The organism is Enterobacter huaxiensis (genome assembly GCF_003594935.2).
GTDB classification, from domain to species: domain Bacteria; phylum Pseudomonadota; class Gammaproteobacteria; order Enterobacterales; family Enterobacteriaceae; genus Enterobacter; species Enterobacter huaxiensis.
In genome coordinates, this window is record NZ_CP043342.1 from 2829019 (window position 1) to 2855778 (window position 26760).

Consider the following 26760-nt stretch of genomic DNA (forward strand, 5'->3'; position numbering starts at 1 on the left):
GACAATAACCCTACTTCTGAGGCGCGTATGATACTGGATACTTTCTCTCTTTCTGGCAAAGTGGCCATCGTCACCGGGTGCGATACCGGTCTGGGACAGGGCATGGCGGTGGCGCTGGCGCAGGCCGGGTGCGACATCGTTGGCGTGAACCGAAAGGTGCCAGACGAGACGGCGGCTCGCGTTACCGCGCTCGGCAGGCGGTTTATGGCGATTCGGGCCGATCTCGGCCAGCAGGAGACGCTTCAGAGCGTGGTGGATAGCGCGGTTGCTGAGATGGGACGTGTTGATATCCTGGTCAATAACGCCGGTACCATTCGTCGGGAAGATGCCCTTACCTTCAGCGAAAAAAACTGGGATGACGTCATCAACCTGAACCTCAAATCGGTCTTTTTCCTGTCTCAGGCGGTAGCGAAACAGTTTATCCGTCAGGGCCAGGGGGGGAAAATCATCAATATCGCCTCAATGCTCTCCTTCCAGGGCGGTATTCGCGTCCCCTCTTATACGGCGTCTAAAAGCGGGGTTCTGGGCATCACGCGCCTGCTCGCAAACGAGTGGGCAGCGCACGGTATTAACGTGAATGCCATCGCGCCAGGCTATATGGCCACAAATAATACGCAGCAGCTGCGCGATGACCAGCAGCGTAGCCAGGAGATCCTTGACCGTATTCCCGCGGGACGCTGGGGTCTGCCGGAAGATTTGCAGGGTCCGGTAGTGTTTCTGGCGTCTGCGGCGTCGGATTACGTCAACGGTCACACTCTGGCCGTAGACGGCGGCTGGCTGGCGCGCTAGCGCCGCTTTGTGACAAAGAGTTACACCGTCACTACTTCCGCGCACTGTATAAAAACCCTATACTGTATGAATTGACAGTTTCCTGGGTTTTATCATGACGGCGGAAGGCCACCTGCTTTTTTCAATTGCATGCGCAGTGTTTGCTAAAAACGCTGAACTGACCCCTGTGCTGGCACAGGGGGACTGGTGGCATGTTGTGCCTTCCGCCGTATTGACATGCCTGCTGCCCGATATCGATCACCCAAAATCGTTTCTGGGGCAACGGCTGAAGTGGATATCAAAGCCTATCGCCCGGGCGTTTGGGCATCGCGGTTTCACCCACAGCCTGCTGGCCGTCTTTGGCCTGCTCACGCTTTTCTATTTGAAAGTACCCGAAAGCTGGATCGTCCCCGGCGATGCCATTCAGGGGATGGTGCTCGGCTATTTAAGCCACATCCTGGCAGATATGCTGACGCCTGCAGGCGTGCCGCTGCTGTGGCCCTGCCGCTGGCGTTTCCGCTTCCCTATCCTCGCTCCGCAGAAAGGTAACCAGCTCGAGCGCGTATTGTGTATGGCGCTTTTTGCCTACGCGGTCTGGATGCCCCAGACATTGCCCGAAAACAGTGCAGTCCGCTGGTCCTCACAGATGATCAATTCCCTGCAATTTCAGTTCAATCGTTTTATTAATCACCAGATTGAACAGTAAACCGGCAAAATAGTCGCATTTGTCATAACCCATTCCATTTGGATATAAGCGTGACTTCACACTTCTGATAATCTTGCGCCAACAGGATCGGTAAAAACCGACCGTAAAATAAATCAGGAGAACGGGGATGAATTTTCCACTCATCGCGAACATTGTCGTGTTCGTCGTATTGCTATTGCTTCTCGCGCAGACGCGCCACAAACAGTGGAGCCTGGCGAAGAAGGTACTTGTCGGTCTGGGAATGGGTGTTGTATTTGGTCTGGCATTACAGGCTATTTACGGCTCTGACAACCCGGTTCTGAAAGACTCCATTCAGTGGTTTAACATCGTCGGTAACGGCTATGTACAGCTGCTGCAGATGATCGTTATGCCGCTGGTGTTTGCCTCTATTCTGAGCGCCGTTGCCCGTCTGCATAACGCCACTCAGCTGGGTAAAATCAGCTTCCTGACCATCGGTACGCTGCTGTTCACTACGCTCATTGCTGCCCTGGTCGGCGTGCTGGTGACCAACCTGTTTGGCCTGACCGCAGAAGGTCTGGTACAAGGCTCGGCTGAAACCGCACGTCTTACCGCCATCCAGACCAACTATGTTGGCAAACTGGCAGACCTGACGGTTCCGCAGATGGTGCTCTCATTCATTCCGAAGAACCCGTTTGCTGACCTGACCGGTGCGAGCCCAACCTCGATCATCAGCGTGGTGATCTTCGCCGCGTTCCTGGGCGTAGCGGCGCTGAAGCTGCTGAAAGACGACGCGCCAAAAGGCGAACGCGTGCTGACCGCTATCGATACCCTGCAAAGCTGGGTGATGAAGCTGGTTCGCCTGGTGATGCAGCTTACGCCGTACGGCGTGCTGGCGCTGATGACCAAAGTGGTTGCAGGCTCTAACCTGCAGGACATCATCAAGCTGGGTAGCTTCGTTGTCGCCTCTTATCTGGGCCTGGGCATTATGTTCGTGGTGCACGGCATCCTGCTGGGCGTGAACGGCGTGAGCCCGCTGAAATACTTCCGCAAAGTGTGGCCTGTGCTGACCTTCGCCTTCACCAGCCGTTCCAGCGCAGCCTCTATTCCGCTGAACGTGGAAGCGCAGACCCGTCGCCTGGGCGTGCCGGAGTCTATCGCCAGCTTCTCAGCTTCCTTTGGTGCGACCATTGGTCAGAACGGCTGTGCGGGCCTCTACCCGGCAATGCTGGCGGTGATGGTTGCGCCAACCGTGGGTATTAACCCGCTCGATCCGGTGTGGATTGCCACCCTGGTGGGCATTGTAACCATCAGCTCCGCAGGCGTTGCGGGCGTAGGCGGCGGTGCAACCTTCGCAGCTCTGATCGTTCTGCCTGCGCTGGGCCTGCCGGTAACGCTGGTTGCGCTGCTGATCTCCGTTGAACCGCTGATCGACATGGGCCGTACCGCGCTGAACGTGAGCGGCTCTATGACGGCCGGTACGCTGACCAGCCAGTGGCTGAAGCAGACCGACAAAGCGATTCTGGAAAGTGAAGACGACGCCGAGCTGGCGCACCGTTAATCGCTGTTGAAATAAAAAAACCGCCCTCGGGCGGTTTTTTTATGGCTGTTATTCGTCTACTTCTTCATCCTGACGGATCTGCGACGCCCACCGCTGGGCGGATTCCGGCACCGTAAACGTGGGCGAGCGGCGGAAATGTTCACCCATCAGGACAAAAGCCACGTATTTACCCCGTAACTGCCAGACATCGCGAAAGCCATCCACTTTCAGGGCATGGTCAGGCGGCGCGGGCTCAACGCGGGGCACATAGCTAATAACCTGGCGGTTTTGTTGACGAAGAGGTTTCATAAGCGACTGGTTCACTAAAGCAAATTCTGGAAGCAGGAAAATTCTATGATAGCCGATCCTGCCCTCAAACGTCGCGCCCTGCATGTGCCAGATAGCTCCATTCGTTAACGGCGGCACCTGAAAACTCTTAGTTAGCGAGCCAACTTGCGACATTGTTCTATCCTTAATAGGGTTTTTAGCAATGAATCAAGGAGAATCGTGCAATGTCGAACAAAGATAATACACACCAGTCACCCATTCATGGCACTGAAGAATCGCAACCGGGAATGGATTCACTCGCCCCTGCTGACGGATCTCATCAGCCTTCACCAGGCCCTTCCGCGCCAGGGGAACAGCCTACCGCCCCGGGAAGCGTTAAGTCACCCGATGCGGAGAACGAGAAATTAAAATCCCTCGACCCTCACCGTAAAGGTGGAGAAGGCCATGCGCTGACCACCAATCAGGGGGTACGCATTGCCGACGATCAAAATTCCCTGCGCGCCGGCTCGCGCGGCCCCACCCTGCTGGAAGATTTTATCCTGCGGGAGAAAATCACCCACTTTGACCATGAACGCATCCCTGAGCGTATCGTTCACGCCCGCGGTTCCGCGGCCCACGGCTATTTCCAGCCCTATAAAAGCTTAAAAGCGATCACCAAGGCCGATTTCCTGTCCGACCCGGATAAGGTGACGCCGGTATTCGTGCGCTTCTCTACCGTTCAGGGCGGCGCGGGCTCGGCCGACACGGTGCGCGACATCCGCGGCTTCGCGACCAAGTTTTACACCGAAGAGGGGATTTTCGATCTGGTCGGAAATAACACCCCTGTCTTCTTCATTCAGGATGCGCATAAGTTTCCAGACTTTGTCCATGCAGTAAAACCGGAGCCGCACTGGGCCGTACCGCAGGGACAAAGCGCGCACGATACCTTCTGGGACTACGTCTCACTCCAGCCTGAAACGTTGCATAACGTCATGTGGGCGATGTCCGACCGCGGTATTCCGCGCAGCTATCGCACCATGGAGGGGTTTGGCATCCATACCTTCCGCCTGATTAACGCCGAAGGTAAAGCCACCTTCGTGCGCTTCCACTGGAAGCCGGTGGCGGGTAAAGCCTCGCTGGTATGGGATGAGGCTCAGAAGCTGACCGGCCGCGATCCGGACTTCCACCGCCGCGAGCTGTGGGAATCCATCGAAGCCGGCGATTTCCCCGAATACGAGTTAGGGCTCCAGCTGATCCCGGAAGAGGACGAATTCAAATTCGATTTCGACCTGCTCGATCCGACCAAACTCATTCCCGAGGAGCTGGTGCCGGTTCAGCTGGTGGGCAAAATGGTGCTTAACCGCAACCCGGATAACTTCTTTGCCGAGAACGAGCAGGTCGCGTTCCATCCGGGCCACATCGTTCCCGGCCTGGACTTCACCAACGATCCGCTGCTGCAGGGCCGCCTGTTCTCCTACACCGATACGCAAATCAGCCGTCTCGGCGGGCCGAACTTCCACGAAATCCCGATCAACCGGCCGACCTGCCCGTACCACAACTTCCAGCGTGACGGGATGCATCGCCAGGATATCGACACTAACCCGGCGAACTATGAGCCGAACTCAATCAACGACAACTGGCCGCGAGAGACACCGCCTGCGCCAAAACGCGGCGGGTTCGAGTCGTATCAGGAACGCGTTGAAGGCACCAAAATCCGCGAGCGCAGCCCGTCGTTTGGCGAGTATTACGCCCACCCTCGCCTGTTCTGGAACAGCCAGACCCCAATTGAGCAGCAGCATATCATCGGCGGGTTTAGCTTTGAGCTGAGCAAAGTGGTGCGAACGTATATTCGTGAGCGCGTCGTCGACCAGCTGGCGCATATCGATATCCAGCTTGCTCAGAGCGTTGCCGATAATCTCGGCATTACGCTGACCGATGACCAGCGCAATGCTGCCCCGCCGAAAGACGTTAACGGGCTGAAGAAGGATCCGTCCCTGAGCCTCTATGCCGTGCCGGGCGGTTCCATTAAGGGCCGGGTGGTGGCAATCCTGCTGAACGATAAAACCCGCGCCAGCGACGTGCTGGGCATTATGCAGGCGCTGAAAACCCAGGGCGTGCACGCGAAGCTCCTTTATTCTCGCATGGGCGAAGTGACGGCCGATGATGGTTCGGTACTGCCTGTTGCCGCCACCTTTGCCGGTGCGCCATCGTTGACGGTGGATGCGGTGATTGTGCCGTGCGGGGATATTGACAGCCTGCTGACGAACGGCGATGCCGTTTACTACCTGCTGGAAGCCTATAAGCATCTGAAGCCGATCGCCCTGGCAGGCGATGCGCGACAGTTCAAAGCGCAGCTGAAGGTGGCGGATCAGGGGGAAGACGGCATTGTGGAAGGCGATAACGTCGACGATGCGTTTATGACGAAGCTGTTTGATTTACTCGCCGCGCACCGCGTCTGGTCGCGCAGCAGTAAGATCGATCGGATCCCGGCGTAAAAAAAGCCGGGTGGCGCTTGCGCTTACCCGGCCTACATTTCGATTGGTATTGTAGGCCCGGTAAGGCGAAGCCGCCACCGGGCTTTATCTCAAAGATCCTCAAACGTCCCCAACCGATACCCGCGCTCGGCAATCGCATACTTGAGCGATGCCGACGTCAGCACGTCCAGCTCCGCCAGACGCGGCCAGCAGTAGGCGCTTTTGCGCACCGTATTATCGACAAACGCCGGGTGCGCCATCACTTCTAGCGAGCTTTCACCGCGCGTAGCGGAATCATCAAGCACCTTCAGGAACAACGCTTCGCTGATTTCTTCGCCGTAAAACGCGCTGCTGAAACCGTCCGTGGTTGGCACAGAGAAGAACGACAATCCATGCAGCGCCTGCACCTCACGATCCACGCGCATCGCCACCCCTTTACGCTTTGCAAACTCGGCGACAATCGGGAAAATCGCCGGGATCATATGCACGTGGTGGTGGCTGTCGATATGTGTCGGTTTGCGACCAAAGACGTCGACAAAGCGGTTGTACTGACAGTCCAGCTCGCGGGTAATCTCGTCGAGCGGCAGCGCGTCCTGCTCTGCCTGCGCCCATATCCATTTACCCAGCTGCCCGTCACGCGTCAGGCCCGGCATCGACGAAAGCGGCATGCCCAGCGTAAGAACAAAGTGCATCCCTACGCCCAGGTCAGGCACCTCGCGGCTCAGCTGCGCCGCGTGGTCAATCGCTTCGCCGTTGATCAGTGCCGTCGTCGAGGTGACTACCCCCCGGCGACAGGCTTCAATGATGCCGTAGTTCTGCCCTTTCGACAGGCCAAAATCATCGGCATTTACGATCAGCAGGTTTTCCATCGCGCGTCCTCTTAATGCTGTTTGAATTTAAGCTTCTCAACCGTTGCAGCAAAGTTCGGCAGCCATTTTTCATGCGCCAGGATCATCTCACCCGCCAGCTGCTCGGCATCACGATCGGAATGCACCAGCGGGCTGAGGTTCATCGCCAGCAGAACGTCATTCAGTTCGCCGCTCAGCGCAGCGTTGCTTGCCGCCACTTCAAAGCCTTTAATGGTGTGGATCAGCCCCATCACTTTGTCGTCAAAGTGCGTAATGCGCGGGTGCGGTTTTGCACCATCGCGGCCCAGGATGCAGGTCATCTCAACGGCCCAGTCAGCCGGGATGTTGTCGATGTGCCCGTGGTGCGGCACGTTTACGTAGTGCTCGGCCTGTTTGTCGTTGTAAATAGCGTTGATCACTTCACACGCCGCATCCGAGTAGTACGCTCCGCCGCGCTGTTCCAGCTCTTTCGGTTTGACGTTCAGGTTCGGATCTTTGTACAGCTCAAACAGCTGTTTCTCAACTTTTTGTACCACCTGGGCGCGCGCGCCGCCCTTGTAGTACTCGCCCATTTCGATGGCCAGCATCTCTTTCTGCTTGAAGTAGTAAAGCAGGTAGGAGCACGGCAGCAGGTTCAGGGAGCGAATCAGCCCTTCGCTAAACGGCAGGTCAAAGATATTTTTCACCGATGCGGCCGTCAGGCGACCGGACGCCACGCCGTCGAGCAGCTCTGCAAAGCGCGACTGGCCGTTTACAATCACGTCTTTGATAAACACCATGTGGTTCAGACCGAACAGGTCGATGGAGAGATCGTCGTTATCGGTCAGCTTGAGCACGTCGCGAATAAACATCTTCATGCCGATGGGGATATTGCACACGCCGATAAAGCGTTTAAAACCGGTGTGGCGATAAACCGCCTCTGTCACCATCCCGGCCGGGTTAGTGAAGTTAATCACCCAGGCGTTCGGGCAGATCTCTTCGACGTCTTTAATGATGTCGAAAATAACCGGAATGGTGCGCAGACCTTTAAACAGGCCGCCCGCGCCGTTGGTTTCCTGGCCCAGATAGCCGTGGCTCAGCGGAATACGTTCGTCCAGCTCGCGCGCCTTCAGCTGGCCTACACGCAGCTGAGTGGTCACGAAATCGGCGTCTTTCAGCGCCAGGCGGCGATCGAGGGTTTTATGCACGGTTAACGGCACGCCCGCTTTTTCGACCATACGTTTGCACAGTTCGAAAATAATATTCAGCTTCTCCTGACCTTCCTCAACGTCCACCAGCCATAATTCGCTAACCGGCAATTCATGATAACGTTTCAGGAAACCTTCCAGTAATTCCGGGGTATAGCTGCTGCCGCCGCCAATAGTTACGACTTTTAATTTCTGTTGCATAATATCTCCCTTAGCGTATCAGGTTAACCGCCTGCAAAGTATAGCGTTCTCTTCCCGCTATTTGGGCAAGCAATTACGTCAATATTCGTGGCGGATATTACCGCCGAAAGTTAATTAATTACCGTAATATTCTTCCGGTAACTGCTCGGTGTGAATGAGGTGAATTTCTTAAATGTCTTAATAAACAGGCTGGGACTGCTGTAACCTGATTCGTAAGCAATATCCGTTACAGAGTAGTTCGTAATTTCCAGCTGTTTCTTGGCAAAATTAATGCGGATCTCATTAATAATTTGCACCGGCGTTTTACGGTAATAGCGCTGGGTGGCACGGGTGAGATATTCCTGTGATTTCCCGGAGAGCGCCACCATATTTTCCAGAGCATTGTCGCTGAATTGACATTTATCATGCATCATTTCAACGGTACCGCGCAGCCACTGAGGAATATCGTCGCTCACCTGCTGTTCCTCGCGGTGATGGCGAAGGCGGTTCATCACGTAGAAGGTCACGGTTTCAATAAACTCATCGAATTCACTGTCGCGGAAGTTAAGCGACGCGATGACCGTTTCGATCCAGGTCATAAACTCGTTTTTAACGCGATATACCTGCGAGGCCACAAAGCAGAACGGTACCAGCGGCTGATAGTGTTTTTCAAAAAAACGCTTGCTCACGCCCACGTTGAGGATGCGGGTGGCACCGAACGCGTAAAAGCTCTGGTGATAGGAACCCATCGGCAGGAAGACAAAATCACCGCGCTCCAGCAGAACGCGCTTACCGTTAATCTCCTGGTAGTAGCGGCCGGTCAGAACAATCGTGAACTCGTAGTAGTCATGCTGGTGCAGACCGCTGGCGCTTTCCGTTTTGTTGTAGATAACCACGTGAAAATTCTTGCCGTTAAACAGTTGCTGCTCAAGTGCGGTTTTGATTTCCATCGTGCTGACCTCCTGCTACCTGACCTGACTTAGTGCATTTTCTCGTGAAGCTCGATGAGCTCCGCCACCAGCTCGCGCGCCAGCATCGAGGTCATCAGGTGATCCTGCGCATGTACCAGCACCAGGCTCACTTTCATCTTCCCTTCGCCCTGGTCGCCTTCGATGAGTTTCGTCTGAACGAGATGGGCTTCATTTAACGCGATACGGGACTGATCCATCATGGTTTTCGCTGCGGCGAAATCACCCTGTTTGGCCTGCTTCAGTGCGGCATAGGCCAGGCTGCGGGCTTGTCCGGAGTTGATGATAAGACCCATCACCACTTCTTCCAGTTCATTCTCTGCGGTTTCTTCTGCGACGATACTGTCCAAATCTAACATCTTTACGCTCCTTTTGCTGGCGCGGGCTGCCCCGCGCCGTGCAATTTTAGAATTTCAGTGCGAGGGCGATATCCTCTTCGCTCTCTTCTTCATCAATAACCGTGGCGGCTTTATTCGCAATCGCCACGAATGGCATGTAGAGCAGGGTTGCAATCCCGAGGTTGAATATCGCCAGCAGGAAGGCGGCAACGCTACCGTTGGTATTGAAGAACGCCCCCAGGCCCGCTGGCATTGTCCACGGCGCAATGTTGGTCACCGGCGGAATAATGCCCAGGTAGTACGCCGTCAGCGTAATCGCGGCCAGCAGCGGTTGAACCAGGATGAAAGGAATGAACATCACCGGGTTCATGATGATTGGCAGACCAAACAGAATCGGTTCGTTGATCTGGAAGATGCCTGATGGCAGCGCCAGTTTCGCAACCTGACGGTGGTCAGCGCGACGAGAGACAATAAAGACCGCGATGATCAGACCCAGCGTCGCCCCGGTACCGCCCAGGAAGATATAGGAGTCAAGCATCGGCTTCGCCCACACATGGAAGGTTTTACCGGCTGCCAGCGCCGCATCAACGGAGCCGTACTGCTGGTAAAGCGCAACGTTTTCCAGTGCCCACGGGGTCATAATTCCGCTGTCCAGCGCGGCCAGTGCCAGTGAACCATGTACGCCGAAGAACCACAGCAGAGAGGTAAAGATGACATACGCCCAACCGACCACGCCACCCATCGACGCCAGCGGCGTAGAGATAGAGTCCATGATGATCTGGTGGAAGTTGGTCCCCCAGTGAGAGAGCGCCCAGGCGATAATCCCCATAATGGAGAGAATAATGAAGCCTGGGATCAGCGCGGAAAATGAACGAGAGACAGACGCAGGCACGCTATCCGGCAGGCGAATAACCCAGTTGCGGCGAATAATGAAGGTGAACATTTCAGCAACCACCAGGCCGATAACGATACCGGAAATAATGTTTGCTCCACCTAACCAGTTGGCACCGACGGCGTAAGCCTCACCTACGCTATAAGGGGTGACGGTCATAAAGGCGGCAACGGATAATAACCCCGCGGCCAGCGGATCCACTTTTCGCTCTTCCGCTAATGCCATCCCAATAAAGAAAGGTGCCATCAGCGACATAATACCCAACGTACCGTTGTATACGTTGCCGCCGATGGCTTTAAGACCATTAAGGGTGTCAATCGTGGAAGCGTCTAACCGAATTCCTAATGAATAAAAGAAAGAACCTTCACCAAAGCTCAGAAAAACGTTGTTAATTAAAACGAACATTGCCCCAGCCAGCGTCAGCGGCATTAATTTAATAAAGCCGTTTTTAATGGCGTTAACGTGAGGCTGCTTTCCTATTTTAACAGCAAAAGGAAGGAGTACCTTTTCAAGTGAAGCGATGACTTTACTCATAGGAAAATACCCTTAAATGCCGCAACGCATGTTACGGCGTATTGTGTGTGAAATAACTCTTTGACGGGAAAAATAAAAAATTAATTAGCAGCTTTTTTAATTGCTGCAACAGCAGCTTTCAGTACACCTAAACCATCAATCTTGCCATACAGCCCCGAGTCGATGACTTCGACCGGTTTATTCGGTAACAGACGTTGAATTTCCGGCAGCATATAGGCGATCTGCGGCCCTAATAATACGACATCAGCCGCCTGGCCTTTCTCGCCCGCCAGCGTTTCTGGAAACGCTTCTATCACCACGGGGACTTCGTACTTTTCGGCCTGCGCGCGCATCTTGGAAACCAGCAGTGAGGTTGACATGCCCGCAGAACAGAACAGATAGATATGTTTCTTTTCCATATTAACTTCCCTCTTGTCTGACCACCCGCCGTCGCGCTATCACTCGACTTGCTATCCCGGCTGACGGGTAGTTTGCTTACCGTTGTTTGTCATTGGAGTGAGTATACGCAATGGTACAAGGAGGGGATAATTCTGGATAGGCTCAAATTGTCTCTCATTGACCTGGCGTGTTGACTGCCTTCACATTTCGGGCAAATAATTCGCGCAAAGAAATAAGATTTACGTATGAATAAAAAAACCGGCGCTCAGGCCGGTTTGTTGACTACCTCAGGCAAGCGCGGTTACTGCGCCTTAGGTGCCTGTGGATCGGTGTCGTACTCAGCGCAGGTCTGATAACCGGAATTGATCACGTGTCCGGTATCATCCAGGGCGACAAAGTAGGTCTCTGCCTTACCATCACGTTGACCCAGGATGTAGGTCTGGCAGGTGCCTTTTGCATGAATCATGGTCACTTCCGAAGAAGGTTTACCCGCAATTGCAGCAACCTGCGAACGCGTCATGCCCTTTTTGACATCTTTAACTACTGGCTGTGTGAACTGATCTTTGGTGCGATCGTAAGCCGTACACCCTGCCAGCATAGTCAGTACCGCCGCTGCGCTTAAAATTCCTGCTACGTTCTTGTTCATATTCCGTCCTCTTGTTTATCAGCGTGTTAACTAAGCATGGGATAAAAAATACTATTGTTCAACTTTGCGAGTTCCGCCAGACGAATTTCGGAAAATTCTAATAAAACAACGATAAGCTGCTTTATTGGCGCAAATAAGCGCACTCAAAACTGTGATCCTTGTCGTTTTCCCCCCAACGGGTTAGTTTTAAGAGATAACATCAACTGTTTGATTCTGCATATGGAGGGCGTCATGGCTCTACAACACGAGATTATTCAGGCGCTGGGCGCGAAGCCCGCGATAGACGCAAATGAAGAGATCCGCCGAAGCGTTGATTTTTTAAAATCCTACCTCAAAGCCCACCCTTTCCTGAAGACGCTGGTGCTGGGCATCAGCGGCGGCCAGGATTCCACGCTGGCCGGCAAGCTGAGCCAGACGGCAATCAGCGAATTACGTGACGAGAGCGGTGACGATGCGCTGCAGTTTATCGCGGTGCGTCTTCCGTATGGCGTGCAGGCAGATGAGCAGGATTGTCAGGATGCTATCGCCTTTATCCAGCCGGACCGCGTGCTTACCGTCAATATCAAAGGCGCCGTACTTGCCAGCGAGCAGGCGCTGCGCGAAGCAGGTATTGAGCTGAGCGACTTCGTGCGTGGCAACGAAAAAGCGCGCGAACGCATGAAGGCGCAGTACAGCATCGCCGGAATGACCAAAGGTGTGGTGGTGGGTACGGATCACGCGGCTGAAGCCCTCACCGGGTTTTTCACCAAATATGGCGACGGTGGCACCGACATTAACCCCCTCTTCCGTCTGAACAAGCGCCAGGGGAAACAGCTGCTGGCGGCGCTGGGCTGCCCGGAGCACCTGTATAAGAAAGCGCCAACTGCCGATCTTGAAGACGACCGTCCTTCCCTGCCGGACGAAGCCGCGCTGGGCGTCACCTATGACAACATCGATGATTATCTGGAAGGCAAACCGCTGGATGACGCTACCGCGAAAATTATCGAAGGCTGGTATCTGAAAACCGAGCACAAGCGCCGTCCGCCGATTACGGTGTTCGACGACTTCTGGAAAAAATAAAGCAAAACGGTAACCTGGTTACCGTTTTTAATGTTTGCGCCCTCTCCCGTGGGAGAGGGTTGGTGTGAGGGCATCAGGCCGCACGTCATGTCCGGGTAAGGCGTAGCCGCTACCCGGCTCTTTTTTAACCACCACACACCTGCTACACTGTATACCTGAACAGTATATGGAGCAGTATGTGAGCAGGCGTCAATCCGCCCCGCGTCTCGAGTTTGAAGCGGCGGCCATCTATGAATATCCCGAACATCTTCGCCCCTGGCTTGAGGCTCTGCCTAAACTGCCCGGCGTCTACTTCTTTCATGGCGAAAGCGACACCATGCCGCTCTATATCGGCAAAAGTGTGAATATTCGCAGCAGGGTGTTATCACATCTGCGCACGCCTGACGAAGCCGCCATGCTGCGCCAGTCCCGGCGAATCACCTGGATCCCCACGGCGGGAGAGCTGGGCGCGCTGCTGCTTGAAGCGCGGCTGATAAAAGAACAGCAGCCTCTTTTCAATAAGCGTTTGCGTCGTAACCGTCAGCTCTGCTCGCTGCAGATCGCCGCCGGTAAACCTCAGGTGGTGTATGCCCGCGAGGTGGATTTCTCCCATGAGCCCAACCTTTACGGCCTGTTTGCCAACAAGCGCGCCGCGCTCCAGACGTTGCAAACCCTGGCTGACGAATTACAGCTTTGTTATACCCTGCTCGGGCTTGAGCCGACGACGCGCGGACGCGCCTGTTTTCGCTCCGCGCTGAAACGCTGCGCCGGGGCATGCTGCGGGAAAGAGAGCGTTGAAGAACACCATGCGCGGTTTATGGCAGGGCTCTCCTCGATCAGCGTCAACTGCTGGCCGTGGGACGGTGCAGTAGCATTGAAAGAGAGCAGAGATGAGATGACGCACTATCACATCATCCATAACTGGCTTTGGCTGGGAGCCGTTGAGAATATCGACGACGCCGCCTCACTGCTACGCGCCCCCGCCGGATTCGATCAGGACGGCTATAAAATTCTCTGTAAACCTCTCCTGACCGGCGCGTATGAGATCATTTCTCTCAGTGACCCGGCATCCAGGTAATTTCCCCGTACAGCAGGGTGCCTTCCGTTTCCAGCAAACGAAGGGTGTGCGTTCCCTCTTCCCAACAGGCGCCCTGGTCGGCCGTGAGCAGTTTTTCACCCAGCTGCCACGCGCCGCTCAGCACATAAACTACGCCACCGCGCGAGGCAAACGTGGTGAAGGTACGATCCGCCACGCGCACCTTTGCCTGACAGTGCTCACGCCGGGTCATGACGTTGAAATCCATAGACATTTGCCCCTCCGTAAGCAGCGCTTTCACCGGGACCTCGCCTGTAAAGCGGTAAGGCTGATGGTGTTTCAGCCTATGAAAAAACGCCTTACCCGCATCCAGCGTCACCTCTCCCCCTTCCAGCAGCGTGATGACCCGGTCGACGCCGGGAAACGATGAGAACTCACCGTTGCTGGCAATGGACGCAATACTGGCTCGCCAGGAAAAATCACGCGTGGCGGGTGGGAAACAGCAGATTTCACGCGTTTCACCGGCACCATTGCGCCAGAGACTGACCGGCATTTTACGGATATCAAAGTACTCCATCACCACTCCTGAAGGGCGCAGCATGCACCAGGGCAACGATATCGCTATCGCTGCTGTCTTGTTTGTTATCGTTGGGTAATCACAGACGTATTATCGGCAGCAGAATGCACGGACCTTAGGGACGTTGAAAAAAAACATAACGCCATGACAGAACAGAACATTCTCTGAAGCGACTACAGGAGAATACCGCGCTTCTGGCGGCAGGCAAGAGGGCAGAAAAGAAAAACCGCCGGTCCTGTCCACAGCGATTGCGCTTATGTGAACAGGATCCCGGCGGTCTTAAGATGTTGAACCGATTATTCGGCTGGTGCTGGCATTTTACCTTCCGGCGCCGGACGTTCTGTCAGACGCTTCTCAAAATTGGCATTAAACTGTTTTTTCTGTTCCGGGGTCAGAATGTTGTAGATCTTATTCTGGGTTTCCATGCGGGCCAGCATACCGGCTTTGTGCTGCTCGGCCATTTTGTCGATCTGCGCTTCAGCTTTCGCTTTGTCGAAGCTGTCGCTGGCGATGATGTCGTGCATCGCGCGGCGCTCTTCCAGCGGAGGACGCTTCATCTGGTCACGCTGGCTTTTCATGATGTCGCGTACCTGCTGTTTCTGCGCATCGGTGAGGTTCAGGTCTTTAAACATCATATCGTGGTGCATCCCCGGCTTGCCTTTATGATGCATCATCATTTTGCCTTCAGCCGGCGCGGCGGTGGTCGAGGTTGCGGTATCTGCGGCGAACGCCATGCTGGTAGCGCCCAGAGCCAGGGTAGAAGCAACAAACAGTGCAGTTAATTTACGCATAATTTATTTCCTTTCTTTCAGTTATTCTTCGGCGCTATGCCGTGTTGACGAGATTAACTTTACGGGGTTTAACGTCAATAAGTCAGAGCAACGGTAAAACAATGAAAGTGTAAAAAACAAATTTTCGCCAAATGTGGAGGAATTAAGGAAAAATCGTGGAGAGTGGAAACAAAAATATTCAACAAGATGATTTTAAAGATATTATGAAGGAGTATAGCGAACTGGCGTTTAATAATAAAGCAATTCACCAGGAATATTCCGCAAAATAAACGCAACCGCTTTTATCGCTAAGAAATAATTTCATCCGTTTCCCCTCTCATATACCGAGAGGGGACGTCGTTATGGCAGTTTTTCCAGCATCAGCCCGGCTCGTAGCCCAAAGGCCACCGTCGGGTTGGGGAATAACACATACTCCGTAGTTTTTTGCACTTCGTAGCGTTCCTCCCCATCCTCCGCCAGCAACACCCCCTGACGAAACGGCGTAAAGTTCAGCGTGTGCGCCGCCATATGCAGCCTGAACGCATCGCTGCGGCGGGTAATTTGCTGCACCACCCTGTAGCGCTCAACGGGTTGCTGGGTGTGTTCCGGCTGCGTTCCCCCCAGCAGCGCCCTGAGCGCAACATGCGTGGGCGCAAAACGTTCCAGATCGTTGTGCCCGAACGGCAGCGCTTTTCCCAGCTCAAGCGTACAGGCCAGTGCGCCACAATTTTCACAGGTGAAATGGGTAAACGTCCCGCCAGGCGCCTGATGAAAGACCAGCGCCTCCAGCCCCGCATTGCCGAGCCAGGCCAGGAAATCCTCATTCCACGGCTGGCTGCGCTGCGGTAAAACGCCAAAACGCAAATGGTATGACGCGCGGATCGCCGTATGAAGATCGAGATGCCAGCGGCGCGATCCGGCAGCAGCAAAAAACGTATTCACCACGCTTTCCAGCCGCTGCGCCCGCACCGTTTCGTCGCTCGGCGGGAACTGCGCCCATCGCCCACCGAACATCCGGTTAATGTCACTCACCAGATAGCGTTTATTTTGCGCCAGCGCAGGCGGGTTGCCTAACACCACCAGCAGGCGGCACTTGAGGGTGATATCGGTGCGAAAAAGGGCGCGCAGCAGCAGGTCGACGATTTCAACCGGCGCCGTTTCGTTGCCGTGAAGGCCGGTGGAGAGCAGCAGCGACATATCGCCCGGCGCAAACGGCGTCAGCTCCAGCACGCCGCGCCCCAGCCATCGCCAGTGAAACGAGGGGCCGTCTCCCTCACGCAGTTCAGGCATTTCGTCCGCCAGCGTCAGCGCCAGTAAATTCTCCATGTTCCCTCCTTTAATGCTGGAACGGATAAACCGACCCCAGCTGCAGGATCTGACTCAACGCATCCAGCGCCTCGCGACCTTCGCGCAACAGCTGCGGGTCAACCAGATCGGCCTGCGTTAATCTGTCGCGATAGTAGCGATCCACCCAGTCATTCAGCGTGGCAAACAGCGTGTCGTTCATCATGATCGCGGGGTTCACCGCCTGCTGTTCCTGCTGCGTTAATACCACGCGCAGGCGTAAACACGCAGGCCCGCCGCCGTTTGCCATGCTTTCACGCAGGTCAAAGACGCGCAGCTCGTCGATGGGGTTATCAGCGGCAACCAGCTCGCTCAGATAGCGCCATACGCCGTCGTGATTGCGGGACTCCTGGGGCAGAACCAGCATCATGCTGCCGTCGTCGCGGCTCAGCAGCTGGCTGTTGAACAGGTAGGTTTCCACCGCGTCCTGCACGCTGACGGCCTGCGTCGGTACCTGAATCGGCGTAAATCCGGGGACCCGCTCCCGCAGCGTGGCGAGCAGTCGTTCCTGCTGCGCGAACGCCTGCTCGTGGCAGAAGAGCACCTGGCGGTTAGAAACGGCAATCACGTCGTTGTGGAACACGCCCTGGTCGATAACATGCGGGTTTTGCTGAGCGAAAATCACCTGCGACGGATTAACCTGATTCAGGCGCGCCACGGCCTGACTTGCGGCCAGCGTCTGACGTGCAGGATAGCGCGTTGGCGCGCTGTGCCCGCCCTCTTCCCGCCCGTAGATAAACAGCTGCACGGCGGGATCGCCATAATCACCGCCCAACCGGTTATGGTTAGCCGCGCCTTCGTCGCCAAACATCGCCACCTGCGGCAGCGCCTGATGTACGTCGAAATGGGCATCATGTTTAAAAATGGCGCGCAGCACGCGCTCGGTGGTTTCTGCTTCGGTCGCACGGTGGAATTTGTTATTCAGGTTGGCGACCGTCAAATGCACTTTGCCGTCCAGGGTGTCGGCTGACGGCGCGACGGTCGCTGCGTTTGCCACCCACATAGAGGAGGCAGAGCTTGCCGCGGAGAGCAGATGCGGCGTCTGCGTCCCCGCTTTTTCAACCACCTGCTCATCCGTACCGCTGAAACCGAGCTGACGCAGAACGGCCACGTTAGGGCGTTCCTGCGGCGGGATCACCGCCTGCGGGAAACCGGCATCCGCCAGCGCCTTCATTTTCAGCAGCCCCTGCTTCGCCGCCAGCTTCGGGTTTGAGACCTGAAAGCGGTGCTTCGTGGAGGCTTCATTGCCGAACGACAGCCCGGCATAGTGGTGCGTCAGCCCCACCAGCCCGTCAAAGTTTACCTCACGCGCTTTCATGGGCGTCTCCCTTTGTAAAATCCAGCCCCGGGTTCAGCGTCTCCGGCAGCGTCAACGCCGGCGTCTCCAGGCTCGCCATCGGCCACGCGCAGTAATCGGCGGCATACCACGCGCTGGCGCGATGGTTGCCCGACGCGCCCACGCCGCCGAACGGCGCGGTGCTCGCGGCGCCGGTCAGCGGTTTATTCCAGTTCACAATCCCGGCGCGCGCTTCCAGCAGCAGTTGTTCAAACTTTTCGCGATGCGGTGAAATCAGCCCGCTCGACAGGCCGTAGCGGGTGTTGTTTGCCATCGCAATGGCGCTATCGAAATCGTCATAGCGCCAGACGCACAGCAGCGGGCCAAAGACCTCTTCATCCGGCACGCTGCCTGCCGCACTCATTTCAATAATGCCCGGCGTCAACAGCGACGTACCCGCCTGCACCTGCTTCGGCTCAAGCAGCGTTTTCGCCCCGCGCGCAACGTGCTCCTGCCAGGCCTTCAGCACGTTCAGCGCCGCCTGCTCGGAAATCAGCCCGCCGATAAACGGCTGCGGATCGGCATCCCATTTTGCCGGCACCAGACGCGCGCTAACCTCTACCAGACGCTTCAGGAAGGCATCCCCCTGCGCGCCGCGCTTCACCAGCAGGCGGCGGGCGCAGGTACAGCGCTGCCCGGCGGTAATAAAGGCGGACTGAATGGTCAGGTGAACCGCAGCGTCGATATCATCAGGATCTTCAACGATCAGCGGATTGTTACCGCCCATTTCGAGGGCCAGAATTTTCTCCGGCTGCCCCGCCAGCTGGCGGTGCAGCTGATAGCCCGTCCCGGCGCTGCCGGTAAACAGCAGGCCGTCGATATCGCTCAGCGCGCTCAGCGCCTGACCGGCTTCCCGTCCGCCCTGCACCAGGTTCAGCACGCCCGGCGGCAGACCGGCCTGTTCCCAGAGTTTGACCACCGCCTCGCCGGTTAAAGGCGTGAGCTCGCTCGGTTTGAAAATCACGGTATTGCCCGCCAGCAGCGCGGGCACAATGTGGCCATTCGGCAGATGCCCGGGGAAGTTGTACGGACCAAATACCGCCAGCACGCCGTGTGGACGGTGGCGCAGCGTGGCCGCGCCGTCAGGCATCTCGGTAAGCTGCTCGCCGGTGCGCGCGTGGTAGGCCTTTACCGAAATGGCGATTTTGTTGATCATCGCCGTCACTTCGGTTGTCGCTTCCCACCGCGGTTTACTGGTTTCGGAGGCAATAATGCGCGTCAGTTCGGCTTTATTCGCCTCCAGCAGCCCGGCAAACTTTTCGACGACTGCCTGACGCACGGAGAAAGGCTGTTTTGCCCACGCAGGAAACGCACGGCGTGCGGCCTGACCGGCGTGTTCTACCTGTGCCGCGCTGGCGTCGTTCCCCTTCCAGAGCACCTCGTTGTTCACCGGGTTGGTTTTAACGCGTAATTCACCTTCACCCGTCACCCAGTCACCGTTAATCCATAAAGTCATGCCGTTTTCTCCTCAGGGCAGAGTCGCACCATGCGAACCGTGTCGCCGGCGTGACATTTCAGGGCATCCAGCTGCGCGGCTGTCAGTACCAGGCGCTCGCACGTTGGGTTAGTTCGCACCAGCATGGCGCGGAAATTTTCATAATGTTCGTTTGAGACCAGGCACGCTGGCCACTCGCCCGGCGCAGGCTGGCCCTCAGAAACCTCCACCAGCCGGCTTTTACGGATGGCGCGCACGCGGTCGATATCGCATTCGAGCGTTGGGCCGCCGTCGAAGATGTCGACGTAGTTCCGGTAGCGGAACCCTTCTTTTTCAAGCACCGCGCGCGCGGGTGCCGTTTGCGGATGCACCTCACCGATCACCGCCTGCGCCTGCGGAGTGAGGAAATGGGTATAGATAGGATGTTTCGGCATCAGCTCGGCGATAAACGCTTTTTGCCCGGTGCCGCAGAGATAATCCGCCCGGCTGAACTCCATGGAGAAGAACCGCTCGCCGAGGCTTTCCCAGAACGGGGAGTAGCCCGTCTCATCAATAACGCCGCGCATCTCGGCGACCACTTTTTCATTAAAGCGATCGCGGAAGGCGGCCATAAACATAAAGCGCGATTTCGAGAGCAGGTAGCCGTTGCCCTCCCTGCGCCATTCCGGATCCAGAAATAGCGTACAGAGCTCGCTGGCGCCGGTATGATCGTTACACAGAAAGAGGGTCGGCAGCGCGTTATAGACGTTCAGCTCTTTCGAGGCGTGAACCATGGTGCCGACGCGGTAGTTGTACCAGGGGTCGTTCAGCCCCACGGCCACTTCGATGGCGCAAATCCCGGCAACGGTTCCGGTGTCAGTCTCTTCCAGCACGAACACATAGCCCTGTTCGCTTTTTGGCAACGTCCCCTGCCAGGTTTGCAGGGCGCGCTCAATGCGCGCCGAAAGCGTGGTTTCATCGGCAGGAAGCGAGGTCAGCCCGCCTCCCGTCTTACCGGCAAGCTGCATGAGCCCGGCAAGATCGCCGCGCTCAACGGGACGGATAACCATCATGATGACACCCCGGACTTCACCTGTTCACAGGCCCTGGCAAAACGATCTAAGCCGGTTCTTACCTCTTCTTCGCTGACAACCAGCGCAGGGGCAAAGCGCACCACGTTGGCACCCGCAATCAGCACCATCACGCCCAGCTTTGCCGCTTCCTGTGAGATAAGTTTAGCTTTTCCGGCAAACTCAGGCGTGAGCTCGCAGCCAATTAATAGCCCCAGGCCGCGGATCTCTTTAAACAGCCCGGTCTTGCTGTTGATGGCGTTAAGGCGTTCCACAAACCAGTCGTGACGCTGCTTCACGCCGTTCAGCACCTCAGGCGTATTGATGATGTCCAGCACCTGTCCGGCCACGGCTGACGCCAGCGGGTTACCGCCGTAGGTCGTTCCATGGGTGCCCACCGTCATCACGCTGGCAAATTTATCGGTGGTCAGGATAGCGCCCACCGGGAAGCCGCCGCCCAGCGCTTTGGCGGTAGAAAGCACGTCCGGCGTGACGCCATAGTGCATATAGGCGTACAGCTCGCCGGTACGGCCAACGCCCGTCTGCACTTCGTCAAAAATCAGCACCGCGTTGTGGCGATCGCACAGCTCGCGCAGCCCCTGCAGGAAGGCTTTTTGCGCTGGCATCACGCCGCCCTCGCCCTGCATCGGCTCAACGATCACCGCACAGGTTGCGTCGTTAATCAGCTCGCGGGCAGACTGCAGGTCGTTATACACGGCGTGGCGGATGTCCGGCGGCAGCGGCGCAAAATCCTGCGAGTAGGACGGCTGGCCGCCTGCGCTCACGGTAAACAGCGTGCGCCCGTGGAAGGCGTTTTTAAACGCCACGATACCGCTCTTGTGCGCGCCAAATTTGTCGTGCGCATATTTACGCGCCAGCTTCAGCGCGGCTTCGTTGGCTTCTGCCCCGGAGTTACAGAAAAAGACTTTTTCCGCAAAGGTGGCGTCGATCAGTTTTTTCGCCAGACGCAGCGCCGGTTCGTTAGTATACCCGTTGCCGGTATGCCAGAACTTCGCCGCCTGGTCGTTCAGCGCCTGACGCAGCGCCGGGTGCGCATGCCCCAGCGCGTTGACCGCAATTCCGCCCGCAAAGTCGATATACTCTTTGCCCTGCTGATCCCACAGGCGCGAGCCTTCCCCACGAACCGGAATAAAAGCCGCCGGAGCGTAAACCGGCATCATCCATTCATCGAAATTTTCACGCGTAATTGACAGAGACATAGCGACCTCATCCGGTAAATAAAAGGTTGTTTAAATGTTAAATAGTTGAATGTTTGCACTGTGAATGTAGATTGCAGAGTTCGTGCCAGCCAGCGATATAAATGCATAAACGGGGTTGGGCAACAGAATATCAACAGGTTACGATATGGAGTTATTCACTGTTAATGCATAAAAAGTGAATATTTTTACGGTAAGCGGCGCTTTGCCGCATGAAAATCAGAAAGAGTATGCACAGGCCAAATATAATTCTGGAATTGTGATCGCTGGCGAAATTTATTGTCCGTTTACGCCCTGTTTGAGGGCGAGACGCGTCAGAATGGTGCAAATATTGCACCGTTAACATTATCTGTCGCAGTAATTGGGCGAAGCCGATAACAGCCGACGCAATTTCTGCTAACATCCATGCACTATTTACCTGGAACTGGCAGCGACTATGAAATTTGTCTCTTTTAATATCAACGGCCTGCGCGCCCGCCCTCACCAGCTTGAAGCTATCGTTGAACAACATCAGCCGGATGTCATCGGCCTGCAGGAGACAAAGGTTCATGACGACATGTTCCCGCTGGAAGAGGTGGCGAAACTCGGCTACAACGTCTTTTACCACGGGCAAAAAGGCCACTACGGCGTGGCGCTGCTGACCAAAGAGACGCCAATTTCCGTACGCCGCGGCTTCCCGGGGGATGACGAAGAAGCCCAGCGCCGCATCATCATGGCAGAGCTTCCTTCCCCGCTGGGCAACATCACCGTGATTAACGGCTATTTCCCGCAGGGCGAAAGCCGCGACCATCCGACCAAATTCCCGGCTAAAGCGAAGTTTTATCAGGATCTGCAGCACTACCTGACCACCGAGCTGAAAAAAGAGAACCCGGTGCTGATCATGGGCGATGTCAACATCAGCCCGACCGACCTGGATATCGGCATTGGTGAAGACAGCCGCAAACGCTGGCTGCGCACCGGGAAATGTTCTTTCCTGCCGGAAGAGCGCGAGTGGATGCAGCGTCTGCTGGACTGGGGCCTGGTGGATACCTTCCGTACCGCTAACCCGGAGACGCAGGATCGTTTCTCATGGTTTGACTATCGCTCAAAAGGATTCGATGACAACCGCGGCCTGCGCATCGACCTGCTGCTGGCCAGCGCCCCGCTGGCCGAGCGCTGCGTCGAAACCGGCATTGATTACGATATCCGCGGCATGGAAAAACCGTCTGACCACGCGCCGGTGTGGGCGAAATTCAAGCTGTAATTCCGTGTGAATACTCAAAAACTGCTTTTCCTGTGCGCCCTTCTGGGCGCATTTGCGCTGGCGTTTATTTTTATCCCGCCGGGCATGCTTTCTCTCGAAGCCATTAAAACCCACCGGCAGGCGCTGCTGGTTTTTGTTGAGCAAAATCCGCTGCGAAGCGCGGTTTTCTATTTTGCCGTCTATGCGGCGGTATCCGCCCTGTCGATCCCCGGCGCGGCGATCCTGACCCTGCTGGGTGGCGCCATCTTTAGCCTCTGGCAAGGGGTGCTGCTGGTATCGTTCGCCTCCACGCTCGGCGCTACGCTTGCCATGCTCGCCAGCCGGTATGTGCTTCGCGACGGTGTGCAGCGGCGCTTTGCCCGGCAGATGAAAATCGTGAACGCCGGCATGGCGCGCGAAGGCGCGCAGTATCTCTTTGCCCTGCGCCTGATGCCGCTGTTCCCGTTCTTCGTCGTCAATTTACTGATGGGGCTGACGGACATCAGCGTGCGCCGTTACTGGTGGGTGAGCCAGCTTGCCATGCTGCCTGCAACGGTCGTCTTCCTGAATGCCGGGCGCGAACTGTCTAAAGTGGCCACGCTGCACGATATTCTGTCGCTCCCGCTGCTGTTCGCCTTTACACTATTAGGGTTATTACCGCTGGTCACGCGCTGGCTATTTTCCCGTTACACCCCGTCGACTAAAAAGTGAGGCATTATGCGCCGTGTGCGTTTTTGCGCGTTTCTGACTGGCCTGCTGCTGGCAATGCCTGCCGCGGCCGCGGACGGCTGGCAGGCTATTCAACAGGACGCCAGAGGTCAGACCGTCTGGTTTAACGCCTGGGGCGGCGATCCGGCCGTTAACCGCTACCTCGACTGGGTCAGCGGTGAGATGAAAACCCACTACGCCATCAGCCTTAAGATTGTGCACCTGGCCGATGCCGCCGATGCGGTAAAACGGATCCAGACGGAACAGGCTGCGGGACGTAAGGCCCACGGCTCGGTCGATCTGCTGTGGGTTAACGGTGAAAATTTCCGCACCCTGAAAGAGGCAAATCTGCTGCAAAGCGGATGGGCACAGTCCCTGCCAAACTGGCGATACGTTGATACCCACAAGCCGGTCGCGGAAGATTTCGCTATCCCGACCGAAGGCGCAGAGTCCCCGTGGGGCGGGGCGCAGCTTACCTTTATTGCCCGTAAAGCCACCACACCGACGCCGCCCGGCGACCCGCAGGCGTTACTGGCTTACGCCCGGCAGCATCCGGGCAAGGTGAGCTATCCGCGTCCGCCAGATTTCACCGGCACCGCGTTTCTGGAACAGCTGCTTCTGTCGCTGACCGCGCGGCCTGATGCGCTCAAAAAAGCGCCGGACAAGACTTTTGCGCAGGTAACGGCCCCGCTGTGGGCTTACCTCGACGCGCTGCACCCGCTCCTGTGGCGGGAGGGTAACGATTTCCCTCCGTCGCCTGCACGAATGGACGCCCTGCTGGCTAGCGGCAGCCTGAACCTGTCGCTGACGTTCAACCCCTCCCACGCGCAGCAGAAAGCGGCGAGCGGCGAACTCCCTGCCGACAGCTACAGCTTCGGTTTTCACGACGGCATGTTGGGTAACGTTCATTTCGTCGCCATTCCGGCAAATGCCGGCGCAAGCGCTGGGGCAAAAGTGGTCGCAAACTTCCTGCTTTCACCGCAGGCACAGCTTCGCAAGGCTGACCCCGCCATCTGGGGCGATCCGAGCGTGCTTGACGCCAGAACGCTGCCCGCAGAGGAGGCAAAGCGCCTCACCGCCCTGACGCCTGAGGGGTTACCGGAGGTGCTTCCTGAGCCGCATGCGGCCTGGGTTAACGCGCTGGAGCAGGAATGGCTTCGCCGCTACGGAACCCGATAAGCGCGATCGTCTGGCTCGCGATGGCGGCCATCTATCTTCCGACGATCCCCGCCGGCGTGATGCTGATCGCGCCCGCCTTTTCGGCGTCCGGCTGGCAGCTGTTGCTGAGCGACACGCAGCTGCCCCAGGCGCTGGCCGCCACGCTGATCTCTGCGCTGATTGCGACGCTGGGCTCCCTGCTTATCGCCCTGAGCCTGGTGACGCTTCTCTGGCCCGGCGAGCGCTGGCGGCGGCTGAGCACCCGTCTGCCATGGCTGCTGGCAATTCCTCACGTGGCGTTTGCCACCAGCGCTCTGCTGATGTTTGCCGAAGGCGGCCTGCTTTATCAGGTCTGCACGGTCTGCTCGCCGCAGATTGACCGTTACGGCGTGGGGCTTGGGATGACGCTGGCCGTCAAAGAGAGCGCCTTTGTGCTGTGGGCAATCTATGCCGTACTGCCCGAGCAGCGCCTCGCGCAGCAAAACGTGGTGTTACGGACGTTCGGCTACGGGCGCCTTCAGGCCCTGAGCTGGCTCATCCTCCCGGCAATTGCCCCTGCGCTGGGGGCGGTGATGCTCGCCGTGCTGGCCTGGTCGCTGTCGGTTGTGGATGTGGCAATCGTGCTTGGGCCGGGCAACCCACCCACGCTGGCGGTGCTGGCCTGGCAGTGGCTGAGCCAGGGAGATGCGGAGCAGCAGACGAAGGGGATGCTGCTGTGCCTGATCTTGCTTCTGCTTCTGGCCGCGCTTTCCGCGCTGGGCTACGGCGCCTGGTCAGCGTGGCGGCGCACGCAGCCCATCCTGTCGGGGGTTCGTCGGCACGCTGATACCGCCCTTCCCGCGCGCTCCCTGTGCGGCCTGCTTCCGGCGTGCGGCGTGCTTTGCGCCCTCGTGCTGCTGACGCTGGCGCGACACGACGATTTCGGTCCTGTCGGTGATAGCCTTTCATTCGGTCTGCTCTCCAGCCTGGCTGCCCTCGGGATAATCTTTCTCTGGCTGGAATGGGGGCCGCAGCGCGGCGCACCGTGGGTCTGGCTGCCGCTTGCCCTCCCCGCGCTGCCGCTCGTTTCGGGACAATATTTTTTGGCACTCCGGTTGGGTATCGACGGGCAGTACGCCGCCGTGCTCTGGAGCCATCTGCTGTGGGTATTACCCTGGATGCTGCTGGTGCTCCAGCCCGCCTGGCGCAGGCTCGACCCTCGGCTGCCCCTGACCGCCAAAACGCTGGGCTGGGGACGCGCTAAAATCTTCTGTCGGGTGAAATGCCCGCTGCTGATTCGCCCTGCACTTCTGGCCTTCGCCACCGGGTTTTCCGTGAGCATGGCGCAATATATGCCCACCCTCTGGCTGGGAGCGGGACGTTTTGCCACTCTCACCACGGAGGCCGTCGCCCTCAGCAGCGGCGGCAGCATCCCGATACTGGCCGGCCGGGCGCTGGGTCTGCTGGTATTAACGGGCTCGGTGTTTGGCATCGCCGCGCTGCTCTCCCGGCTCGCAGGCCGCTACCGACAAGGATTGCGTTAATGCTTAACGTGAAAAACCTCACCCTTTCGCCACTTTTCCACGACGTCAGCTTCAGCGTGAATAGCGGCGAAATTGTCACGCTGATGGGCCCCTCCGGCAGCGGTAAATCGACGCTCTTTTCCTGGATGGTGGGGGCGCTGTCCTCTGACTTTACGGCCCGCGGCGAGCTCTGGCTGAACGAACGCCGCTGCGATACGCTCCCGGTGGAAAAACGCGGGATAGGCATTCTCTTTCAGGATGCCCTCCTGTTTGACGCGTTCAGCGTCGGACAAAACCTGATGCTGGCCTTGCCTGCGCACCTCAAAGGGCAGGCGCGATACGATACGGTAGAAAAGGCGCTCGGCTCCGCCGGGCTGGGAAACCACTTTTCCAGCGATCCCGCGACGCTGTCCGGGGGGGAACGCGCCAGGGTCAGCCTGCTTCGCGCCCTGCTGGCGGAACCGCAGGCGTTACTGCTCGATGAACCCTTCAGCCGCCTGGATAAAACTCTTCGCGTCGCCTTTCGGGCATGGGTATTTGAGGCGATCCGCGCGCGCAATATTCCGGCGGTGCTGGTTACGCATGACGAAGAGGACGTTCCGCCCGGTGGAAAGGTGATTGAAATTTCTCGCTGGCAATAATGTGCTAACGCAATGTTTTCTGTTTCAGGAGATCCGACAATGC

General features: G+C 57.1%; 26 protein-coding genes. 11 read left to right on the plus strand and 15 right to left on the minus strand.

What is annotated here, in order from left to right:
• Positions 1-27: 27 nt before the first annotated feature.
• The 3 genes from kduD to tcyP all read left to right on the plus strand — a co-directional run bounded on the left by kduD (position 28) and on the right by tcyP (position 2993).
• Positions 28-789: a 2-dehydro-3-deoxy-D-gluconate 5-dehydrogenase KduD gene (gene kduD, locus D5067_RS13540; protein WP_119935438.1), complete on the plus strand. Its 762-nt coding sequence runs from the start codon at positions 28-30 to the stop codon at positions 787-789.
• A gap of 94 nt (positions 790-883) precedes the next feature.
• Positions 884-1474 (plus strand): metal-dependent hydrolase, encoded by a 591-nt coding sequence (locus tag D5067_RS13545; RefSeq protein WP_119934577.1) that lies wholly within the window; start codon positions 884-886, stop codon positions 1472-1474.
• 127 nt (positions 1475-1601) lie between these two features.
• On the plus strand, positions 1602-2993 hold the full coding sequence (gene tcyP / locus D5067_RS13550) for a cystine/sulfocysteine:cation symporter (protein WP_119934578.1): 1392 nt from the start codon (positions 1602-1604) through the stop codon (positions 2991-2993).
• A gap of 48 nt (positions 2994-3041) precedes the next feature.
• On the opposite strand, the gene cedA is transcribed toward tcyP, so the two are convergent.
• Complete coding sequence (cedA, locus tag D5067_RS13555) at positions 3042-3281, minus strand: cell division activator CedA (RefSeq protein ID WP_233606865.1); 240 nt, start codon at positions 3279-3281, stop codon at positions 3042-3044.
• A 203-nt stretch (positions 3282-3484) separates the two neighbouring features.
• Between cedA and katE the strand changes: the two genes are divergently transcribed.
• A complete protein-coding gene (gene katE / locus D5067_RS13560; RefSeq protein ID WP_119934580.1) occupies positions 3485-5734 on the plus strand; it encodes a catalase HPII in 2250 nt (749 codons plus the stop codon).
• Between the two features lie 89 nt (positions 5735-5823).
• Here the strand turns inward: katE and chbG are convergent, their stop codons facing one another.
• From chbG to osmE, 7 genes are all read right to left on the minus strand, one after another.
• On the minus strand, positions 5824-6582 hold the full coding sequence (gene chbG, locus D5067_RS13565; RefSeq protein ID WP_119934581.1) for a chitin disaccharide deacetylase: 759 nt from the start codon (positions 6580-6582) through the stop codon (positions 5824-5826).
• Positions 6583-6593: 11 nt separating this feature from the next.
• Positions 6594-7949: a 6-phospho-beta-glucosidase gene (locus tag D5067_RS13570; protein WP_119934582.1), complete on the minus strand. Its 1356-nt coding sequence runs from the start codon at positions 7947-7949 to the stop codon at positions 6594-6596.
• A 110-nt stretch (positions 7950-8059) separates the two neighbouring features.
• Complete coding sequence (gene chbR, locus D5067_RS13575; RefSeq protein WP_119934583.1) at positions 8060-8878, minus strand: transcriptional regulator ChbR; 819 nt, start codon at positions 8876-8878, stop codon at positions 8060-8062.
• A gap of 29 nt (positions 8879-8907) precedes the next feature.
• A complete protein-coding gene (gene chbA, locus D5067_RS13580; protein ID WP_119934584.1) occupies positions 8908-9255 on the minus strand; it encodes a PTS N,N'-diacetylchitobiose transporter subunit IIA in 348 nt (115 codons plus the stop codon).
• Positions 9256-9301: 46 nt separating this feature from the next.
• Positions 9302-10660, minus strand: a complete 1359-nt coding sequence (chbC, locus tag D5067_RS13585; RefSeq protein WP_119934585.1) for a PTS N,N'-diacetylchitobiose transporter subunit IIC — start codon at positions 10658-10660, stop codon at positions 9302-9304.
• Between the two features lie 80 nt (positions 10661-10740).
• Positions 10741-11058, minus strand: coding sequence for a PTS N,N'-diacetylchitobiose transporter subunit IIB (gene chbB, locus D5067_RS13590; RefSeq protein ID WP_112009437.1), 318 nt, complete (start codon positions 11056-11058; stop codon positions 10741-10743).
• A gap of 281 nt (positions 11059-11339) precedes the next feature.
• Positions 11340-11684, minus strand: a complete 345-nt coding sequence (osmE, locus tag D5067_RS13595; RefSeq protein WP_010430142.1) for an osmotically-inducible lipoprotein OsmE — start codon at positions 11682-11684, stop codon at positions 11340-11342.
• Between the two features lie 231 nt (positions 11685-11915).
• On the opposite strand from osmE, the gene nadE reads away from it, so the two are divergent.
• Positions 11916-12743, plus strand: coding sequence for an NAD(+) synthase (gene nadE, locus D5067_RS13600; protein ID WP_119934586.1), 828 nt, complete (start codon positions 11916-11918; stop codon positions 12741-12743).
• A 178-nt stretch (positions 12744-12921) separates the two neighbouring features.
• Positions 12922-13800, plus strand: coding sequence for an excinuclease Cho (cho, locus tag D5067_RS13605; protein WP_210433780.1), 879 nt, complete (start codon positions 12922-12924; stop codon positions 13798-13800).
• On the opposite strand, the gene ves is transcribed toward cho, so the two are convergent.
• From ves to astC, 7 genes are all read right to left on the minus strand, one after another.
• A complete protein-coding gene (gene ves / locus D5067_RS13610; protein ID WP_119934588.1) occupies positions 13778-14335 on the minus strand; it encodes an environmental stress-induced protein Ves in 558 nt (185 codons plus the stop codon). The genes cho and ves overlap by 23 nt on opposite strands.
• Positions 14336-14631: 296 nt before the next feature.
• Positions 14632-15126: an ATP-independent periplasmic protein-refolding chaperone Spy gene (gene spy / locus D5067_RS13615; protein ID WP_119934589.1), complete on the minus strand. Its 495-nt coding sequence runs from the start codon at positions 15124-15126 to the stop codon at positions 14632-14634.
• A 339-nt stretch (positions 15127-15465) separates the two neighbouring features.
• Complete coding sequence (gene astE / locus D5067_RS13620) at positions 15466-16431, minus strand: succinylglutamate desuccinylase (RefSeq protein WP_119934590.1); 966 nt, start codon at positions 16429-16431, stop codon at positions 15466-15468.
• A gap of 10 nt (positions 16432-16441) precedes the next feature.
• Positions 16442-17767 (minus strand): N-succinylarginine dihydrolase, encoded by a 1326-nt coding sequence (gene astB / locus D5067_RS13625; RefSeq protein WP_119934591.1) that lies wholly within the window; start codon positions 17765-17767, stop codon positions 16442-16444.
• Positions 17754-19241, minus strand: a complete 1488-nt coding sequence (astD, locus tag D5067_RS13630; RefSeq protein WP_119934592.1) for a succinylglutamate-semialdehyde dehydrogenase — start codon at positions 19239-19241, stop codon at positions 17754-17756. Before astD ends, astB begins: the two co-directional genes overlap by 14 nt.
• A complete protein-coding gene (gene astA / locus D5067_RS13635) occupies positions 19238-20272 on the minus strand; it encodes an arginine N-succinyltransferase (RefSeq protein WP_119934593.1) in 1035 nt (344 codons plus the stop codon). The genes astD and astA overlap by 4 nt, the downstream gene beginning before the upstream one ends.
• Positions 20269-21489 carry a succinylornithine/acetylornithine transaminase gene (gene astC, locus D5067_RS13640; RefSeq protein ID WP_119934594.1) on the minus strand — a complete coding sequence of 407 codons (1221 nt, stop codon included), beginning with the start codon at positions 21487-21489 and terminating at the stop codon, positions 20269-20271. Before astC ends, astA begins: the two co-directional genes overlap by 4 nt.
• A gap of 433 nt (positions 21490-21922) precedes the next feature.
• Here astC and xthA point away from each other — a divergent pair, with 433 nt between their 5' ends.
• From xthA to D5067_RS13665, 5 genes are read left to right on the plus strand one after another with little or no spacing between them, the layout of a single operon-like run.
• On the plus strand, positions 21923-22729 hold the full coding sequence (xthA, locus tag D5067_RS13645; protein ID WP_119934595.1) for an exodeoxyribonuclease III: 807 nt from the start codon (positions 21923-21925) through the stop codon (positions 22727-22729).
• Between the two features lie 6 nt (positions 22730-22735).
• Positions 22736-23419, plus strand: coding sequence for a TVP38/TMEM64 family protein (locus D5067_RS13650; protein WP_119934596.1), 684 nt, complete (start codon positions 22736-22738; stop codon positions 23417-23419).
• Positions 23420-23434: 15 nt separating this feature from the next.
• Entirely contained in the window at positions 23435-24595 is a 1161-nt protein-coding gene (locus D5067_RS13655; protein ID WP_119935439.1) for an ABC transporter substrate-binding protein, read from the plus strand.
• Entirely contained in the window at positions 24568-26097 is a 1530-nt protein-coding gene (locus D5067_RS13660; protein ID WP_119934597.1) for an ABC transporter permease family protein, read from the plus strand. Before D5067_RS13655 ends, D5067_RS13660 begins: the two co-directional genes overlap by 28 nt.
• Positions 26097-26717: an ATP-binding cassette domain-containing protein gene (locus D5067_RS13665; RefSeq protein ID WP_119934598.1), complete on the plus strand. Its 621-nt coding sequence runs from the start codon at positions 26097-26099 to the stop codon at positions 26715-26717. The genes D5067_RS13660 and D5067_RS13665 overlap by 1 nt, the downstream gene beginning before the upstream one ends.
• Positions 26718-26760: the final 43 nt, after the last annotated feature.